Below are 16,003 nucleotides of genomic sequence, written 5' to 3' on the forward strand. Positions count from 1 at the left end.
AATGTCATCAGAAGAAACAAATAACGATCCGTGGGCTCAGCCTGCTCCTGCGCAAGATGATCCCTGGGGTCAAACTTCGGACGCAGCCACCAGCAATGACTGGCTCAGCTCAGAAACAGTTGAACATGCGCCCTTCGATATCATGCACCCATTTGAAGAACCAGTACTTCCCCTCGATGACTGGGTAGAGACCGGGTTAAACTGGTTAGTGGATCACGGTCGTCCGGTTTTTCAGGCGATTCGAGTTCCAATCGACTTTATTCTGACCTCATTTGAAACGACACTTGTGTCAACGCCAGCACCAATTATGGTACTGGTTCTGTTTCTACTCGCGTGGCAATTCTCAAACTTCAAACTGGGCGTCTCGACCGCTCTATCCCTCATATTCATTGGATTGATTGGCGCATGGTCTCAAGCGATGACCACACTGTCACTGGTCTTAACAGCCGTGTTTTTCTGTCTGTTGATCGGGCTACCTTTAGGGATATGGCTTGCAAGAAGTGACACCGCGGCAAAATTTGTCAGGCCGATCTTAGATGCCATGCAAACGACACCTGCGTTCGTTTATCTGGTACCTATCGTTATGCTGTTTGGTATCGGTAATGTTCCTGGTGTTGTGGTTACGATTATTTTCGCACTTCCGCCCGTTGTTCGTTTGACCATTCTGGGTATTCAACAAGTACCAGAAGAACTGATCGAAGCTGGTCATTCGTTCGGCGCAAGCAAAAAACAAATGCTTTATCGCATCCAATTACCTTTGGCACTCCCAACCATCATGGCGGGTGTAAACCAAACTCTGATGCTTTCGCTCTCTATGGTGGTTATCGCCTCCATGATCGCTGTCGGAGGCTTGGGCCAAATGGTACTACGTGGTATCGGGCGACTTGATATGGGCCTCGCAGCCGTTGGTGGTATCGGGATCGTAATCCTTGCGATTCTTTTGGACCGAATCACTCAGGTATTAGGCGTAAACGCAGGTAATACCAAACTGCGCTGGTATCACACGGGTCCTGTTTCATACCTGTTAAAACTGAAAACGAACCAAGACGACGAAAAACTTAGGAGAAAAACGAATGAATAGTTCATGGAAGACAACCCTTTCTATTGGGGCACTAAGTACCATTGCTTTTTCGACAAGTGGTATTGCAGCCGATCTACCAGGTGAAGGTGTGACTGTTCAACCAGTACAGTCAACCGTAGCAGAAGAGACGTTTCAAACATTAATCGTAAATCGTGCGTTGGAAGAACTTGGCTACGACGTTCAGCCAACCAAAGAAGTAGACTACAATGTTGGCTACACTTCCATTGCTAAAGGCGACGCGACGTTTCTAGCCGTTGGCTGGTTTCCTCTTCACGCCGACAAATACACCATGTCTGGTGGTGACGATAAGTTCTATCGCAAAGGCCAGTACGTTAGCGGCGCGGCCCAAGGCTACTTGATCGACAAGAAAACCGCAGAGAAATATGGCATTACCAATATTGGCCAATTGAAAGATCCAAAACTGGCGAAACTTTTTGATGCCAACGGTGACGGTAAAGCCGATTTAACTGGCTGTAACCCAGGTTGGGGTTGTGAAATGGTGGTTGAACACCAGATGGATGCTTTCAAACTTCGTGACACCGTCACGCACAACCAAGGTAACTATGCCGCGATCATCGCAGACACCATTTCTCGTTACAAGAAAGGCGACCCAATCCTTTACTACACGTGGACGCCATACTGGGTAAGTGGTGTTTTGGTTCCGGGTAAAGACGTCGTTTGGTTAGAAGTACCATTCTCTTCACTACCTGGTGAGCGTAACGATATCGACACGACCCTGCCAAACGGTAAGAACTACGGTTTCGAAATGAACTCTATGCGCATCGTTGCGAATAAAGAGTTTACTGAGAAAAACCCAGCGGCAGCTAAGCTGTTTGAAATCATGAAGCTCAACATTAATGACGTAAGTGCACAAAACATGATGATGAGCCAAGGTAAAAACAGTACCGCGGATATCGAGTCTCATGTTAACGGCTGGATTAAAGCGCACCAAAAAATGTTCGATGGCTGGGTAGCCGAAGCTAAGAAAGCGGCGATGTAAACCATCAGATAACGACTTTTAGAGTGCTATGTAAGAGCACAAATCACGATAATAAGAGCCATTGGTTGATCCAACTGGCTCTTATTTTTTGACCTTTCAAGCCTAAACATGCCACTCCCGACTTCTGCTAAGCTACTGAAACTGCATTTCTAAGATAAAATTCAGTTAAATTTCATTCCTTAAGAGTTTCTTAAGTTTCGCGTTTTATTTTGTTGGTGACTAAACAACAAATGGAAGCGCTAATGAAAAAACATGAACAGACTTCTATTCAGGGTTTTACTTTAGACATCGTAATCCCTACTCATCCTCTTTGGCATGATGTGATCGAGCATGTTTCTCTGCGTTATCAAGAAGCATTTTTTGCCGAACTTAAAGTTTTCATGCCTGCGTATTTAACGCTCATCGATAACGACAAAATTATTTCAGTTTGTGGGTTTCGTATTGCGGAGCAAGAGCCTCTGTTTCTCGAACAATATTTAGAGGACGAAGCGCAAAACCTTGTCTCAACCGTTTTTCAGTGTGACGTAAAACGCTCCAATCTGGTTGAGTTTGGACACCTTGCCTCATTTGCGAAAGGCATGTCTGCCCTGCACTTTTACCTGATTGCTCAAATGCTGGTCGATCTTGGCTTTGAGTGGTGCATTTTCACGGCAACAGATCCTCTTCACGCCATGATGGCTCGTCTTGGATTAGAACCACAAACCCTCGCTCAAGCCGATCCAAACAAGGTTCCGGATTCGCTATCGACTTGGGGGTCTTACTACGATCATCAACCGCGTGTGCTCGCTGGAAACCTGGTCAAAGGGTTAGAGCGTCTTCGTTTAGTTCACGAACGCAAAAGCAAACAAGCGTAGGTAAAATATGAATATTCTTTTCGATACTCTTAACCAGTGGGCTACTACAAAGCCCAATCATATTGCACTTGTTGGTACCGATGAACAGGGACAAAGCGTTCAATTTACGTATGCTGAACTACTGGAGAAAATAGAACAGACCGCCGAAGTGTTGAAGGCTCTGAATATAGAAGCACTAGCGCTACGCGCAGAAAACAGCGTGAACTGGGCAATTATCGATTTGGCGGCAATGGCAGCGAATATCGTCGTTGTCCCTATTCCTACTTTCTTTTCGAATGCACAAGTGGCGCACACGTTAAAAGAGTCTCGCGTCGACGCACTGATTGGCGACTGGCAAGATGTCTCACTGCCAGCATCTATAGAGCCTCAAGCGAACCAAAATACAAGCACCAAAGTCGCTGGCTTGAATGTCTCTCGCATAGCCGTTCAAGGTTCCACTTCTTATCTAGCAGGAACGGGGAAAATCACCTTCACCTCGGGCTCAACAGGTCAGCCAAAAGGTGTCTGTTTAAGTAATGAACATCTCTGTGAAGTGGCACAATCGCTAGCAAAAAGTGTTGACGGTTTAGCCAAATCACATTTGGTTTTACTTCCTTTATCGACATTGCTGGAAAACATCACCGGGATTTATGTACCACTTTTATTGGGCGCGACTTCCTATATTCTGCCCGGCGAAAAAACCGGTTTGTTGGGCTCCAGTCAGTTCGACGCGGGGTTATTTGCCAAAGTGTTAGCGGAAATTAAGCCAGACAGCTTAGTACTCACTCCTGCGCTGTTGCTCGCGCTTATCCATATTGTCAGACAGCAGCCAGCTCTTGCTGCTTCGCTGAAATTTGTCGCCGTTGGAGGCGCAAGAGTGTCGTCATCTCTGATTAACGCAGCTCACGCGCTGAACATTCCCGCATTTGAAGGCTACGGCTTATCGGAATGTGGCTCGGTCGTTTGTTTAAACACGCCTTTGTCTTTCAAAGCGGGGACGTGTGGAAAACCACTGCCGCACACACAAATCCGTATCGCAGACGATGGCGAACTGCATGTTAAAGGCAACATCGCACTGGGCTATTTGAATGAACCTTTTAGTCAAGAATGGCTAGCAACGGGCGACTTAGCGCAGCTCGATGAACAAGGGTTTGTCACCTTATCGGGTCGCAAGAAAAACCTTATTGTCACCGCTTATGGACGAAATGTGTCACCTGAGTGGATTGAGTCTGAAGCATTGGCATTTCTGCCTAATGTTCCGCTCATTGTCACTGGTGACGGACGGCTTGCGTTGTGCGCCATTGTCGCCACCAGCGAGAACCTGGTAGAAAAAATTTCCGCATTAAATAGCACACTGCCTGATTACGCGCGAATCCAGACTTTGCTGGTCATCAAAAATCCTCGAGCCATCGCAAGTTGGTACACCGAAAACGGCAAACTTAAACGCAGTGAAATCGAACACAGTGTTAATCAACTAATCACGAATACAAATCCAGAATTCATGCTGCAAGGTCAAAAGGTTCAAAAACTTGACCTGCCTTTACCGCAGCCCATCGCATCTTAAGGAGAAGGTTATGACCCTTTTTTTCGAACAACTAAAACAACAAACTTCAGCAGCTCAACAAGTTATGCTTAGCGCACCAGTAATTGGTGACGTGCAACAAGGTCAAATTTCTAAGCAGATGTATATCGCCTTTCTTACCCAGGCTTATCATCACGTTAAACACACCGTGCCACTGCTGATGGCTTGTGGAGGCCGACTTTCTTCTGAATATGAATGGGTTCGTGAAGCCATTGCTGAATATATTGAGGAAGAGAAAGGCCACCAGGAATGGATTCTCAATGATATCCAGGCCTGTGGCGGTAACGCTGACGCTGTGCGTAACAATCAGGACGAAGGCCGAGTCGGACAAGCAATCGAGTTGATGGTGTCTTACCTTTACCACAACATCGATCGAAATAACCCGTTAGCCCTCTTTGGCATGGTTTGGGTTCTTGAGGGTACAAGTGTTGGCATCGGCGGGCAAATGGCAGAAAAAATCCAGTCTGTGCTGGGCCTTCCTCCTTCTGCCATGACCTATCTCGTTTCTCATAGCGTGTTGGATCAGGATCACCTGCAGTTTTTCGAGTCACTGATGAACAAAATCACCAAAGAGGAAGATCAGCAAGTCATCATCGACTCAGCAAACATGGTGTTTTCTCTTTATGGCCAGATGCTTCGAGCATTGCCATCTTACTCGAATCAGCAAGCCGCGTGAGGTAAATAATGAACATCAAAGACAGCAAAATTCTACTCACTGGCGCAACAGGCGGGATTGGTCAGTCTATTGCCACCGAGTTAGCCAATCGCGGTGCGACATTGATTTTAGTTGGAAGAAATGAAGAAAAGCTGATCGCGCTTAAAGCTTCGCTAGTCAATCCAGAATCCCACGACGTGTTAGTCGCTGACATTACCACTACCGATGGACTGAATGCCGTACGTGAACTAGCCCGACAAAAACAAAAAGTGGACGCGTTAATCAATAACGCCGGATGTAACGACTTCTCTTTATTGAGTCAAAAACGTCCGACACAGATTGAAGCGGATATTCAACTCAACTTGGTCGCACCCATGCTGCTTTGTCAGTCTGCACTATCCTGGCTGAAGCAACCAGGCGTTATCCTAAACATTGGTTCCACATTCGGCTCCATTGGTTATCCGGGTTATACCTCCTATTGCGCGGCAAAAGCGGGCCTGCACCGTTTCACTGAGGCGCTGGATCGTGAATTGTTTGCGACTGGGATACGGGCTTTGTACCTAGCGCCTAGAGCCACCGAGACATCATTAAACAGCGACACCGTTAATGAACTGAACCAGAAATTAGGAAACAAAACCGATTCACCACAGGTGGTCGCCGAGCATGTCGTCACCATGCTGGAAAAAGAGATTTCAGCCAAATGGATCGGCTGGCCAGAAAAGCTTTTTGCACGCATTAATCAACTGCTGCCAAACATCGTGTCATCCGCGATTAGAAAACAGCAAGACACCATCCATCAATATGTAAACCGCGCCAGCCATTAAGAAGGACAGAAACGATGAATACTAAAAAACTACTATGCACTTTAACTGTATGTTCAGCGTTAGCTTCAACTGCGGCGTTGGCAGGAAACACCCCACTCCAAGACGTGCAAAAGAAATGGGCAGAATGTCAGTACAGCACACCTAGCGGTGATGAAAAGGAAAATTGCTTTAATCGCGCAATTGCAAAAACCAGCATTTACTTAGACAGAGAACCGGGCAACCCAGAGCTGACGGTTTGGCTGGCTATCAATAAAGCGTCTCTTGCGGGAGCTAAAGGTGGATTGGGTGCACTGTCTCTAGCGAAAGAAGCAAAGTCTTTGCTTGAACAAGTCATTAAAACTTCACCTCAAACTCTTGATGGATCAGCTTACACCAGCCTGGGTTCGCTGTATTATAAAGTTCCGGGGTGGCCAATTGGGTTTGGTGATGACGATAAAGCTGAACAAATGTTGAAAAAAGCTTTAGAGATCAACCCAAACGGCATCGATCCTAACTATTTTTATGGTGATTTCCTTGCTGAGGAAGGAAGAGATCAAGAAGCGAAAGTATATCTGACTCAAGCAATGCAAGCCTCTCCTCGCCCTGACCGTCCTTTAGCTGATAAAGGCAGAAGACAAGAAATCGAAGCAACGCTAGGGAGACTAAAATAATTTATGCGCTTATTGCTGGTAGAAGATGACAAACTACTCGGCCAATCCATGGTGACTTCACTTAGTCGCCATGGATACACCGTCGACTGGTTAGAAAAAGGGGCGGGTGTGACTAGCGCACTTAAAACTGAAGCGTTTACTGCCGTGATTTTAGACCTCACTTTACCCGATATTGATGGATTAGAGGTGCTACGTAACATTCGAAAAGGCGGATTTAAACTACCAGTCATGATACTCACGGCTCGAGATGATATCCGCGATCGTGTTCAGGGTCTGGATAGTGGCGCGGACGATTACCTCGGCAAACCATTTGCGCTGGAAGAACTACTTGCGCGGTTGCGCGTGGTCATTCGACGTCAATCAGGCAGCGCCGACGAGCTTATTCAAGTTGGATTGTTATCCCTATCATTATCTGAGCAGAACATTCGTTATGACGGCGTACCTCTCAAACTGACCCGCAATGAGTTTAAAATTCTAACGAGTTTGATCACCAACGCTGGTCGGGTACAAAGTAAAGAGCAGCTGCAACAATCTCTGCATGGCTGGGATGAAGGCGCAAGTGACAATGCGATAGAAGTACACATACACAACTTACGTAAAAAAGCGCCAAACGTAGCGATTAAAAACATTCGTGGTGTGGGGTACATTCTTGAAAAATAGCAAGCCCTACTCGTTAAAACGTAAGCTTACCGTCTCTGTTGGCTTGCTGGTCTCGACCTTACTCCTGATATCACTTTATTTCAGTTTTGAATCCGCCAAACATGAAGTGGAAGAGGTTTATGACGCAAGGCTTGGACAATCCGCGAAACTGATGTTTCTCACCCTTTCTGTATCGAAAGAAGAGAGCACACTTGCCAATCATAAAGAGTTGTTCCAGCAATGGATGCAAAATATCAAGCAGTTAGCAAAAGCCGATGGTGATGAAGCAACCAAGTTCGGCCACCCCTACGAACAAAACCTCGTGTTTCAGTTTTTCAGGGACGATGAACTCATTTGGAGTTCGTCCCCCAGCCTGCCTCCGCTTTCGTCTTCATCAAATAACAACGGCTACTTTGACATTAAAGTAAACAGCACAGCGTGGAGAACCTTCCAACTCTCCTTCCCTCATACCACCCATAACAATGAATATGTCGTGGTAGCTGAGAAACAAAAAATAAGACAAGAGATCATTCGTGAAATTGCTCTGTCGACATTGATTGAACAGATCTTGCTGATCCCAACATTATTGCTTTTGTTGATTTGGTTGATTCAACGCTACTTTCGCCCCATCAATGAGCTTCGTAGTGCCATCACGCAAAGAAATGTACATCGATTAGATCGAATTCATGTAACGGACCACACGGTAGAACTAGACCCTTTGGTAAATGCGCTAAACTCCCTGCTGTCCGAGCTGGAACAGGCATGGCAACGTGAAAAACGCTTTACTCGCGCCGCCGCTCACGAGCTGAAAACGCCGCTCACTATACTCCGCTTAAACGCTGAAAATGCGCTTCAGAGTAATGATCCGGAACAGCTGCGCGGTGATCTGGAAAACATCCTAAAAGGCATAGAACGAACCGACCGGCTTATTCATCAGCTTCTCACTTTAGCCAAAGTAGACAGTCTCTCGGAACGTGTATTTAACACTATTGAGCTTACTCCTCTGCTACAAACGGTGGTCGCCGATCTGGCTCCGCTGGCATTGAGACAAGATCAAGATATCAGCCTGTCCTCTCTAGATGTTCAGGTGTCGGGAGACCCGATGTTGCTTGGTGTCCTGTTCCGTAACCTGATAGATAACGCCATTCGATATTCCGGTGACAATAGCGAAATTCAGGTGCAAGTGACCCAGAATAAGAATGCCATCAAAGTGTCTGTGTCGGATACCGGACCAGAAATTCCACAAGAGACTCGTGAAAGAATTTTTGAGCAATTTTATCGTGGTCACTCAGAAACCGGCGATGGTGCTGGTCTCGGTATGTCAATTTGCAAAGACATTGCATTACTGCACAATGCCACGATTGAGATTACCCCTCGGGAAAACGGGATGAATACGTTTGTGGTCGCGTTCCCCAATACCTAACAATCGAACCCACCGCGCCAAGTTGCGTATAGCTTGCGCGGTTATTGACCTAACTATCAGTGAGACCCGTCGCATTCCCCAACAAAAGCCAAAATACTTCTCCCATAACCTATAGATAAGGATTATGTTTCACGTTTATTTCACGCCACGCGTGATAAAACGATATTGAACAATTATTAAATCTATCAAATAAGTAAATATGAGAAGTACTTTTAATAGACCCGTTTTTGGGCCACTACAGCCAATTGCTGTTTTTTCCTTGTTTTCACTCGCTTTCTTATCACTTTCACGAATTCTGTTACTCTTTTGGCAATCAGACCGAATCGAATCATTTCAAGATCGCATTTATATTCTTGGCCAAGGTGTTCGCGTAGATTTCGCTACATTGTGCTGGTTATTTATTCTCCCTGCTCTGCTGTCTGCACTACTGCCTTTGAAGGGAAAAATAGGCAATGGCTGGAAGTGGATACTGCGCCTGTGGATGGTCGCTGGCCTATGGATTTTGGTCTACATGGAATTGGCAACCGCTCCGTTTATTCAGGAGTATGACCTACGGCCTAACCGCCTGTTCATCGAGTACTTAATTTATCCTAAAGAAGTCATGAGCATGCTCTGGACAGGTTATAAGCTAGAACTGTTCATTGGTGCCGCTGGTACGGCTATTACTCTTATTTTAGGTTGGAAATGGAGTAAAAAACTGACTGATTCTGCACAGCAGATCCACTGGAAGTGGCGTCCTTTGTTGGCGATTTTGGTTGTACTGATTGGTGTCGCAGGCGCGCGCTCTTCTTTGGGTCACCGACCTCTTAACCCAGCGATGGTAGCCTTCTCTAGCGACCCTCTATTGAACGACCTGACCCTCAACTCTTCATACTCTCTGTTGTTTGCCGTCAATAACATGAAATCGGAAAAGAGTGCTGAGCAGTTTTACGGTAAGATGGATAGCCAAAAAATGTTGGAGATCGTTCGCGAATCGTCGAAGAAATCGGATTTTAACCCTGAACTCTTGCCAACAATGAATCACAACTCTGCGACTTACAAAGGAAAACCTAAAAATTTAGTTATCCTTTTGCAAGAAAGTTTAGGTACGCAGTTTGTGGGCTCTTTAGGTGGCCTGCCATTGACCCCAAATCTGGACAAATTAACAGAGGAAGGCTGGTTATTTACCCAAATGTACGCCACGGGGACACGATCAGTACGAGGCATTGAAGCGGTGACAACTGGTTTTCCACCATCCCCTTCACGTTCGGTTGTGAAACTGAGCAAAAGCCAAACCGGCTTCTTTACTATTGCTGATTTGTTGAAAAATCAAGGTTATCACACACAGTTTATCTATGGCGGTGAGGCAAACTTCGACAACATGAAGACCTTCTTCTTTGGGAATGGTTTTGAACAAATTGTTGAAGAAAAAGATTACCGAAACCCCGGCTTCGTTGGATCATGGGGTGTAAGTGACGAAGACCTTTATAACAAAGCGGATGAAGAGTTCGAACGGCTGTCTAAGGATGACAAACCATTTTTCAGCTTAGTGTTCACATCAAGTAACCACAGCCCGTACGAATACCCTCAAGGTAAAATTGAGCAGTATGATGAGAATTATATGACGCGTAACAATGCCGTGAAGTATTCAGATTACGCGCTTGGCACCTTCTTTGAAAAAGCAAAGAAATCTAGCTACTGGGATGACACCATATTTATCGTGATTGCCGACCATGATGCTCGTGTATCAGGTGCTAACTTAGTGCCGGTCAAACACTTCCACATCCCTGCATTGATCATCGGTAAAGGGATTGAGCCTCGCAAAGACGATCGGATTTCTAACAACATCGACATGCCACCAACACTGCTTTCGCTGATTGGCGTGGATGCCAAAAGCCCGATGATTGGACGCGATCTGACCAAGCCGTTAGCACGAGAAGACGAACGCGCTATGATGCAGTACGACAAAAACTTTGGTTACTTAACGCGTGATAACTTGGTCGTGTTCTCTCCTGGAGAAAAAGTGACCACTTTGTCATACGACTTTGAAAACAAAACAATGCAACCTTTGGATGTTGAAGAAGCCATTGTTGAAAGGGCGAAAGCCAATGCGCTATTTGCTTCAAAAGCATATAAACATGATTGGTACTCATCTCAATAAGAAGATTTGGGGCTAACACTGATTAAAAGAGGAGCCATTTGAGCTCCTCTTTCTACTTGTAAAAGACCCTTAGCTTTTCGACATCGAATGTAAAGTTCGTAGCGGAAAAACCACATTTTTAGTCCTCAACCCCAAAATGAATTATTATTCACCAAAAAAGACTAAAAATATCATTTTAATTTCTATTCAACCATTCCCATTGGGACTTCAATAAATTAGACTCAAGTGAAAACCAACAGCTGTGTAGAAGACAAAAAAGGAATGGCAATGAGCTCAAGTATGATCCTTAGCGAGTCCCTAATCGAAAGCGGACGAGATATCCCACTAACCGAACTCCTGTACGCAAAACGCGTGCTTGATAACTACATGGCAGTGGCAAAGGATAGTAGTCCTCTTGAACTACTGGCGGAAATGAAAGCAGCAGCACAACAAGTTGAATATTTCAAAACCGTTGATAACCCGTGTGAAGCTCGTAACGTCATCAGCGGTATGATCGATGAAATTTCCAAGGCGACAACGTTCGCTGAATTCAAAACATTCGCGGGTAAACCTTCCCTAGCGTTAAACGAATTAATCGAAGATCGTGCGCAATTGATTAAACGCGAAAGAGAGCTACTGCTGGCGTCTGGCTACGACGCGTCACGTATTTAGCTTTTAAAACAAACAACAGTACGAAAAAAGGAGCACGTATTGGTGCTCCTTTTTGTTTATGCTTATGTGAAGTGATAGTCAGACTAATTAGAGCCCCATGTCTTCACTCATTTCTTTGATCTGCTTTAAATCCATTTTGTGGACTTCAATCAGCTGATCAACCTGGCTTAAGCGTGATGTAGCTTCGTCATGTTTGTTGCACACATCAGATTTTACATCCCAAGACTTGCCTTCTAAGTACACATCGCACTCTTTCTTTAGCTTACTAATTTTCGGCAGTAAACTTTCACGCTCTTTTTCTAAAGATTCTAATTCTTGGGAGACTTTAAGCTCTTTCTGGAAAACTTCGCGCGAACGTTCCAGCATTGTCGCTTGTATACCACTCTGGCGAGTCAGTTTTTCGTTTTCTGATTTAGTGGTACTAATCTTGTCGTTCTGTTGCTTAACCTGAGATTCAAGAGACAAGTTTACCTTCTCGACTTCGGTAAGTTGTGACTGTAGCGCTTTCAGCTCTTTTTGATGCTCCGCTTCTTTTGCTGCAAGAAGAGCCGCGACTTTGTCCTCGACTTCTTTTTCTAAGCCCGCTTCGCGAACTTGCACTTGCGATACCAGCTGAGTTTTATCCTGAGCAAGTACCTGATATTTCTCTTCTAAACTTTGATACGCCGATTCCCATTTGTTCGCAGTTAAAATGGAGCCGACTAAGCCACCCAAGGCAATGCCCAAGACCGCTGCAATTGCGATATAAATTTGAGTACGTTTGTCACGCTGCTCTATCACAACCACGTCTTCATGTTCTTCAATGTTATTCTGAGAACTCACCGTATATTACTCCAAGGAATCTTTTTATTTTGCTAGCGAATCAGTTCCGCGACCATTATCGATGCGGTGTAAATCAGGAATGCGCCTATCAAAATAATGATGGTCGCTTTTTGGACTTTTTCATTGGTTCGATAACGAAATAGCACGAATGCAAACACGATCAAAACCACTATGGCTAACAATCTGGTCATACAGCCTCCTTGTCCGATTGTGACTTCGTCTAAATCCATAGACAGTTTCACAAAAGTTTATTGTAACCTATTTCTATATTCCTCAACGTCAACATAGCGTAGATTTTAAGGTGAGTGCGGGTGTTTTGATCAATTTTGTGCTCTTAATTGAACTACTTACCTAAAGTCACAGAATAACTATTACCTGACGATATGGAACATCCGGTCGACATTACGCTGCAAAATAGTGACGTTTATACGATGTATAACGCAAAACGATTAGCTAGCCATGATTACGCACGCTCTTTGCAAATAATTATCTGAAAAATAAATCCGCATTGGGTGTTCAAAGTCAGTCAAGATGCATGAAAAGGTTTTCGGAACATTTAACAAGCGTGAGTTCTATTGGTCGATCCACTTTTGAGCCACGACCCTTTTTCTTGGGCTCATTAATAAAAACGCCCGCTATTTCGCGGGCGTATACACGGCGTAAAGGAAATTACCTTGTCAATGTAATTGGATGTGATTCCCAAGTTTCGATGTCTGGTGACATGTCGTTTTCACCAAGTAACTTATGGAATTCTAGCTTGATGATGTATTCTCCCGCCGGAGCATCGGTGCCATCAGCGAGTTTACCATCCCAGAAACCGAATTCTAATCCAGTACCTGCACCACTAGTACGTACCATGTACTGAACATCTTCCATCGTCACGCCTTCAGGCATATTACGCCAACCCAGAGGAGCAATAACCTTGCCTTTGTTGTTTAGCACTTGTGCTTTAAATTTTCGCAACATAGGGAAGGCTTGTGATATCCCCATGAACACCGTATCGTCTTTTGCACTGTCGTTAGTAAAGTCTAAAGTTACAGGTACACCCGGACCATATGAAGGACCACAAGAACCTGCAATTTCGGTTTGGTTACAACATGGCGATTGCGTCCAAACAGGGCCACTACAGTTCGGTATTGCTTCTGGACGTGTAAAGAATGAGCTCATACTTGGGTTAATTTCAGTCAATGTCTCATTTTCTACAGGTAAGGCGTGATAGTCGCCTTTTAAACCTAAATAAGGAACACGAATGATTTGGCCCGTCTCAACTGCATCAAATACGATCCAACCTGAAATCACTGAACCCTCTGGCACGTCGGTAGGCTCTGTAATACTAAAATAGACTGTACCGTTACCACTTGCAGATACTTCAATTTGATCAACGTTAAACGTTACTTCAGCCGCTTCTTTCCTTGCAATCCAGCGCTGAGTCATAGGTGGCGCTGCGGTTAATGCAGCTTCATGACGAACATTGAACGTTAATGTTTGATCAGAGTCGTTATTTAGCTCAATTGACCCATCAAAACTATGACCGTTCAAATCACCGATAGCAAATTTAGCAGGTAACGCAGTAACTTCGGTGGTTAATGCTTGAATAGCGTTTACCATACCAGCGCCTTGCAATGCTGTTGATGCAGGTCCAACTTCGCCAGTCCAACCAATGACTTGTGGCTGTGCAGTATTCATAAGGATGTTGCGAATATCGCCAGGCTTAAGTTTAGAGTTTGCTGACTTCATTAACGCTGTAATACCAGCTACATGGGGTGAAGCCATTGATGTCCCAGTTAAAAAGCCGTAATGCGCATACTGGCTTGGCATCGCAGAATAAATTCTTTCTCCCGGAGCCATTACTTCCGGCTTGAAGTCTAACTCGTGTGTTGGACCCCAAGTAGATGTAATTGAAGGAGTATTTGCATACGGGTTATCTATAGATACATAGTCACCCCAAATCACTGTTGTTTCTCCGGCTTCAATTTTGGCCTCTAAGGCCGGAACATCAATTGGTCTGATCTTCGCTACAGGAATCGATAGGTTTTGTTTATATGGAATCATATTGCTGGCCCAACGATACAACCAAAAGTCTGTATCATACAGCGGTTCATCCCACCAAATAATTGCTCCTGCGCCTTCTCTTTCCAACAAAGCAGCCTGTTTAGAGGTACATGAATAAGGGATGGATCCTTTCGGCTTTTTAACTAATACTGTTTTGCCTTCAAAAGGGCCAACCGGTTCAACATCACAGTCAAATGCGCCATAGTTAATCACTTCACTGCTGCCACCTAGAGGGACAGAAGAATTATTCGCAATAACAAATGGTACTTTTAAATCATCTATTTTAAACGCTAACGCCGCATCATAGTAACTACCAATAGCAGAGGCTACCGCTGTTGACTTTTTAGCAATTGCGGGCGCTGCAGGAAGGAAAGGACCTGCAGACGCATTACCAATAGATACGACCGGCGCTATATCTTTTACCGCTAATTTATCAACCGCTTTAGGTAAAATAGACTTTTGAATCACCCCTCCACGGATTGAACCTAAACTCATGTTAACAACATCACAATCATCAGCAACGGCTTGCTCTAGCGCGTTCAAAATTGTTGATGTATAGCCACTGTTTTCACCACCAAATACTTTATAAATGCGTAATTTAGCATCAGGCGCTACACCCACCATATTTGGGCCATTACCAGCAAGAATACCTGCAACGTGGGTACCGTGGTAGCCGGAGTCTGAGTAGTCAGAATCACCCTCGGCAAAGTCATAACCACCTAAAATTTTACCAGCGAATGCCGGATGTTCGGCATCAATACCAGAATCAACCACACAGGCAGTAATACCTTTACCGGTAAAACCTGCAGCATGCGCCTCTGGAACACCCGTAAGGTTAGTTACTGTTATGGTTTCACGAGTAGCATCAGGTACTGCTTCTTCGATTTCTTCGCCTGAGAAGTAAACGTATTCAGGGTGAATAGCCTTTACCATTGAAAACTGTTCTATTGCTTTAATCGTTTCAGAATCTGCTTCAATCGAAACACCATTAACCAATCGGTTAAATTTGGAATGCTCTTTAAAATTAAGTTTCTTTTTCTTCGCTTGGCTACGAAAAGCGTTTTGTTCTTCCTGTATATCTTCTAGGTGAGAGCTTTCATTTGCATCGGTAACATCAGCAAGTGACTTACCTTTAAACTCAATGATATAGCGATCTTTTACACGACCATCACCGTCTATTTGATTCGCTAATGCTGTTGTTGAACAACAAGATAGCGCGACTATACAACTAGCTAACCTAGCTTTAAAACTAAGACTTTCCATTTACTTTCCTAATCCATTAGTTGTCGTAATTTTGAGACCTAGGCATAATTTTGATACCGAGGTCTATTTTTATGCTAAGGCGATATGCAAAACCATTCAATGCATTGGAAATAAATACGTAGTGTTATGATGTAACAAAATGAAGCGTTATCACAGAACTCGATAGTGGTTGCAAAATGTTACTTTAATGTAATGAATCCACATCGCTCTAACTTTTTCGTAACACATTACAACCAAGTGAAAGGATGCACGGAATGCAATATCGCCTGTCATGAGGAACTTGCTCCAGGGGCTATATCGTGACTTCATCAGATTGAATGAAGAGATAAATGGAATAACTCAGAGTCATATTGTGCAAATGATAAGGAAGGCATCGGCAGCGCTGCAC

Annotated in this window: 14 protein-coding genes; 11 read left to right on the top strand and 3 right to left on the bottom strand. The window is 44.5% G+C overall.

The features are described 5' to 3' along the window. Position 1 precedes the first annotated feature (1 nt). From proW to DBX26_RS08120, 11 genes are all read left to right on the top strand, one after another. Positions 2–1,081 carry a glycine betaine/L-proline ABC transporter permease ProW gene (proW, locus tag DBX26_RS08070; RefSeq protein ID WP_118118648.1) on the top strand — a complete coding sequence of 360 codons (1,080 nt, stop codon included), beginning with the start codon at positions 2–4 and terminating at the stop codon, positions 1,079–1,081. After that, positions 1,074–2,081, top strand: a complete 1,008-nt coding sequence (proX, locus tag DBX26_RS08075; RefSeq protein WP_014231967.1) for a glycine betaine/L-proline ABC transporter substrate-binding protein ProX — start codon at positions 1,074–1,076, stop codon at positions 2,079–2,081. The genes proW and proX overlap by 8 nt, the downstream gene beginning before the upstream one ends. Before the next feature lie 242 nt (positions 2,082–2,323). After that, positions 2,324–2,935 (top strand): thermostable hemolysin, encoded by a 612-nt coding sequence (locus tag DBX26_RS08080; RefSeq protein WP_014231968.1) that lies wholly within the window; start codon positions 2,324–2,326, stop codon positions 2,933–2,935. A 7-nt stretch (positions 2,936–2,942) separates the two neighbouring features. Then, positions 2,943–4,478, top strand: coding sequence for an AMP-binding protein (locus DBX26_RS08085; RefSeq protein WP_118118650.1), 1,536 nt, complete (start codon positions 2,943–2,945; stop codon positions 4,476–4,478). Positions 4,479–4,488: 10 nt separating this feature from the next. Further along, the gene (locus DBX26_RS08090) at positions 4,489–5,172 is read left to right on the top strand and encodes a TenA family transcriptional regulator (protein ID WP_065299724.1); all 684 of its coding nucleotides are present in this window, start codon (positions 4,489–4,491) and stop codon (positions 5,170–5,172) included. 8 nt (positions 5,173–5,180) lie between these two features. Then, complete coding sequence (locus tag DBX26_RS08095) at positions 5,181–5,975, top strand: SDR family oxidoreductase (RefSeq protein ID WP_118118652.1); 795 nt, start codon at positions 5,181–5,183, stop codon at positions 5,973–5,975. A gap of 14 nt (positions 5,976–5,989) precedes the next feature. Beyond that, complete coding sequence (locus DBX26_RS08100; protein ID WP_065296901.1) at positions 5,990–6,625, top strand: tetratricopeptide repeat protein; 636 nt, start codon at positions 5,990–5,992, stop codon at positions 6,623–6,625. A gap of 3 nt (positions 6,626–6,628) precedes the next feature. Continuing rightward, positions 6,629–7,285 carry a response regulator gene (locus DBX26_RS08105; protein ID WP_014231973.1) on the top strand — a complete coding sequence of 219 codons (657 nt, stop codon included), beginning with the start codon at positions 6,629–6,631 and terminating at the stop codon, positions 7,283–7,285. Then, the gene (locus tag DBX26_RS08110; protein ID WP_162889685.1) at positions 7,275–8,687 is read left to right on the top strand and encodes a HAMP domain-containing sensor histidine kinase; all 1,413 of its coding nucleotides are present in this window, start codon (positions 7,275–7,277) and stop codon (positions 8,685–8,687) included. The genes DBX26_RS08105 and DBX26_RS08110 overlap by 11 nt, the downstream gene beginning before the upstream one ends. A 199-nt stretch (positions 8,688–8,886) precedes the next feature. Beyond that, on the top strand, positions 8,887–10,827 hold the full coding sequence (locus tag DBX26_RS08115; protein WP_118118656.1) for an LTA synthase family protein: 1,941 nt from the start codon (positions 8,887–8,889) through the stop codon (positions 10,825–10,827). Positions 10,828–11,094: 267 nt separating this feature from the next. Next, on the top strand, positions 11,095–11,478 hold the full coding sequence (locus DBX26_RS08120; protein ID WP_118118658.1) for a hypothetical protein: 384 nt from the start codon (positions 11,095–11,097) through the stop codon (positions 11,476–11,478). An 87-nt stretch (positions 11,479–11,565) separates the two neighbouring features. Here DBX26_RS08120 and DBX26_RS08125 read toward each other — a convergent pair whose 3' ends face one another. The 3 genes from DBX26_RS08125 to DBX26_RS08135 all read right to left on the bottom strand — a co-directional run bounded on the left by DBX26_RS08125 (position 11,566) and on the right by DBX26_RS08135 (position 15,615). Then, positions 11,566–12,300, bottom strand: a complete 735-nt coding sequence (locus DBX26_RS08125; RefSeq protein ID WP_014231977.1) for a hypothetical protein — start codon at positions 12,298–12,300, stop codon at positions 11,566–11,568. A gap of 32 nt (positions 12,301–12,332) precedes the next feature. Continuing rightward, the gene (locus DBX26_RS08130; RefSeq protein WP_014231978.1) at positions 12,333–12,491 is read right to left on the bottom strand and encodes a hypothetical protein; all 159 of its coding nucleotides are present in this window, start codon (positions 12,489–12,491) and stop codon (positions 12,333–12,335) included. A gap of 478 nt (positions 12,492–12,969) precedes the next feature. Continuing rightward, positions 12,970–15,615, bottom strand: a complete 2,646-nt coding sequence (locus DBX26_RS08135; RefSeq protein WP_118118660.1) for a S8 family serine peptidase — start codon at positions 15,613–15,615, stop codon at positions 12,970–12,972. Positions 15,616–16,003 lie beyond the last annotated feature (388 nt).

Origin of the sequence: Vibrio sp. dhg (assembly GCF_003443775.1) — a bacterium.
GTDB classification, from domain to species: Bacteria; Pseudomonadota; Gammaproteobacteria; order Enterobacterales; family Vibrionaceae; genus Vibrio; species Vibrio natriegens.

Coding starts and splice junctions, on each gene's coding strand:
- DBX26_RS08105 (WP_014231973.1), top strand. CDS start 6,629: ATGCGCTTATTGCTGGTAGAAGATGACAAACTACTCGGCCAATCCATG.
- DBX26_RS08080 (WP_014231968.1), top strand. CDS start 2,324: ATGAAAAAACATGAACAGACTTCTATTCAGGGTTTTACTTTAGACATC.
- proW (WP_118118648.1), top strand. CDS start 2: ATGTCATCAGAAGAAACAAATAACGATCCGTGGGCTCAGCCTGCTCCT.
- DBX26_RS08135 (WP_118118660.1), bottom strand. CDS start 15,615: ATGGAAAGTCTTAGTTTTAAAGCTAGGTTAGCTAGTTGTATAGTCGCG.
- DBX26_RS08085 (WP_118118650.1), top strand. CDS start 2,943: ATGAATATTCTTTTCGATACTCTTAACCAGTGGGCTACTACAAAGCCC.
- proX (WP_014231967.1), top strand. CDS start 1,074: ATGAATAGTTCATGGAAGACAACCCTTTCTATTGGGGCACTAAGTACC.
- DBX26_RS08130 (WP_014231978.1), bottom strand. CDS start 12,491: ATGACCAGATTGTTAGCCATAGTGGTTTTGATCGTGTTTGCATTCGTG.
- DBX26_RS08090 (WP_065299724.1), top strand. CDS start 4,489: ATGACCCTTTTTTTCGAACAACTAAAACAACAAACTTCAGCAGCTCAA.
- DBX26_RS08100 (WP_065296901.1), top strand. CDS start 5,990: ATGAATACTAAAAAACTACTATGCACTTTAACTGTATGTTCAGCGTTA.
- DBX26_RS08120 (WP_118118658.1), top strand. CDS start 11,095: ATGAGCTCAAGTATGATCCTTAGCGAGTCCCTAATCGAAAGCGGACGA.
- DBX26_RS08115 (WP_118118656.1), top strand. CDS start 8,887: ATGAGAAGTACTTTTAATAGACCCGTTTTTGGGCCACTACAGCCAATT.
- DBX26_RS08095 (WP_118118652.1), top strand. CDS start 5,181: ATGAACATCAAAGACAGCAAAATTCTACTCACTGGCGCAACAGGCGGG.